Here is a 2,199-nt window from a genome sequence, read left to right as displayed (position 1 = left end):
TTATAATAATTTTTACGATGATATGTGCTACTTTAAATCCCGTTTATATTAGTAATTTACCCATTTTATTTTTAATAACTTTATACTGCTTTCAATCATTTATGGAGTGGAAATTTGATAAAGAATCGAGGGAATATGTCATTTCTTTAGGAACGGTTCCGCTATTAGTAATAACAGGAATTATTCTTAATTTTTTCTTTTATACCTATTGGATTTAATCATATGTGGAATGAATGGGGAGACAAAATAGAAAAATCCTAAATTACGTGCTGAAGCAATGATTTTAAATGAAGATCATTCTAAAGTACTTGTACAATGCGATGAAAATGAATCATTTTATCGTTTTCCAGGTGGCTCTATTGAATTTGGTGAAACGTCAAAAGAAGCAATAATTCGAGAGTTAATAGAAGAATACGATTTGAAAGTTGATGTTCAAGAGTTAGTAATTGTAAATGAACACATTTTTGATTGGGACAACGAAAAAGGTCATCATTGTACATTGATACATTGGGGGACTGTTGAAAAAATCATTACAAATGAAATAAGGCATAAAGAGCATGAGGATATTATATTAATTTGGAAAAGTCTAGAGGAATTACAGGAGAAGCCGACATATCCTGAAGGCATCATAAGTTATTTAGAAGAGGATAACCGTAATATAGTCCAATTTATTTCAAGTAATTAAATGAAATAACTAATAAACAAGAAACCATTTACTACTAAATGGTTTCTTGTTTATTTAAGCATTTATTTTAGTTAATATAGATGTAATGAAATTAGTTTTATCCTCTGCATACTTATGTTTATCAGTAGGGTTAGCTTGTGAAAGTTGAATCTTTAACTGTTCATACTGCATGCGTGCAGTTTTATTGTCTATTAAGTAATCACGAAATTGTAATTGTTCTATTAAATATGTATTCTCTTGTTCATACATATGAATTTGATGAGTTCTTGGTTCACCTTTATTAAAATAGTATCTTTCGGGTAATACTTCTTTTCTATATTTATAGTTTAGTAGTTCTAACTTTTTAATACAATGTATACCGTCCGTATAATTTTCTAATTCAATTGCTATATCAATAATTGGCTTTGCACTTAAATATGGAATAGAAGTACTACCAATATGGTGTATCGCTAAAATATGTTCGCCAATTTGTTCCTCAATGAGTTGTTTCTCTTTCATAAACTCAATTTCCCATTCTTCAGTCCACGGCACTAAAAACACTTTCCCATACGGTAAACCTAACATTTAATTAGCATCCCTTTCAAAATAGTTTTCAAAAAGTTTATTACATTTTCTTAAAGCTTCTCAAAACAAGGTGTTCCCACAATCTCCAAGGAAGAATCTTCTTCGCAAAGATCATAAATTTCACACCTTTACCAATTGGATATCGTAAATTTGTACGCTTAGATTCAGCAATTTCTACAATTTTATTAGCAACATCTATCGGATTACCGAATGTATCACTACCGCTATTAATATGTTTTTGTATTTTATCCATATACTCTTTGTAAGGAGATGTTGTATCAGATTGGTTTTCAGCTAGTTGTTTCCCAACCTCCCATATGTTTGTGTTATAAGAACCTGGTTCAATTAAAGTAACATCTATTCCGAAAGGTTTTACTTCTAAGCGAAGCGATTCACTCCAGCCTTCTAATGCATATTTTGAAGATACATAAGGAGATAAACCAGGGAATCCAACTTGGCCGCTAATGCTGCTTATATTGATGATTTTTCCACTTCTTTGTTTTCTCATATACGGTAAGACAAGTCGGGTAATTGATATAGCTCCAAATAGGTTCGTTTCAAATTGTTTACGGTATTCCTCTACTGGAATTTCTTCTACAAAGCCGCCATTTGCATATCCTGCATTATTAACAAGTAGGTCTACTTTTTGTATTTCTTTTAAAAATAATTGGAAGTTATGTATAGAGTTTTGATCGGTTACATCTAATTGTTGAATTTTTATTTTTTGTTGTAAGTTGAGTTGAGTAGCTTGAGATAGTAAGTTTACTTGTTTTTCAAGGTTCCGCATTGTAGCAATAACTAAATAATCTTTTTTTGCGAGTTCGAGTGTAGTTAATAGTCCAAATCCACTTGAGGCTCCTGTAATTATTGCGATTTTTTTATTCATTTTCCGCCAGTCTTTTCTTTTTCTTTTATCATAACGAGTTATGATAAGAAAATCTATTATTCTT

At 30.5% G+C, this 2,199-nt stretch carries 4 protein-coding genes; 2 read left to right on the top strand and 2 right to left on the bottom strand.

The annotated features are described in order from the left end of the window. Positions 1-218 (top strand): DUF4181 domain-containing protein (locus HMPREF1014_RS13885; protein ID WP_084796652.1); only part of this gene is annotated, 218 nt, incomplete at its 5' end. Positions 219-277: 59 nt separating this feature from the next. Further along, the gene (locus HMPREF1014_RS13880; protein ID WP_009327047.1) at positions 278-685 is read left to right on the top strand and encodes an NUDIX domain-containing protein; all 408 of its coding nucleotides are present in this window, start codon (positions 278-280) and stop codon (positions 683-685) included. 54 nt (positions 686-739) lie between these two features. Here HMPREF1014_RS13880 and HMPREF1014_RS13875 read toward each other — a convergent pair whose 3' ends face one another. Both HMPREF1014_RS13875 and HMPREF1014_RS13870 read right to left on the bottom strand, forming a co-directional pair. Beyond that, complete coding sequence (locus HMPREF1014_RS13875) at positions 740-1,249, bottom strand: GrpB family protein (RefSeq protein WP_000901212.1); 510 nt, start codon at positions 1,247-1,249, stop codon at positions 740-742. A gap of 40 nt (positions 1,250-1,289) precedes the next feature. Next, positions 1,290-2,135, bottom strand: a complete 846-nt coding sequence (locus HMPREF1014_RS13870) for an oxidoreductase (protein ID WP_025966131.1) — start codon at positions 2,133-2,135, stop codon at positions 1,290-1,292. Positions 2,136-2,199: the final 64 nt, after the last annotated feature.

This window comes from Bacillus sp. 7_6_55CFAA_CT2, assembly GCF_000238655.1.
GTDB classification, from domain to species: domain Bacteria; phylum Bacillota; class Bacilli; order Bacillales; family Bacillaceae_G; genus Bacillus_A; species Bacillus_A cereus.
The sequence above is the reverse complement of the archived record's forward strand: the minus strand, read 5'-3'. Positions and strand labels throughout refer to the sequence as shown.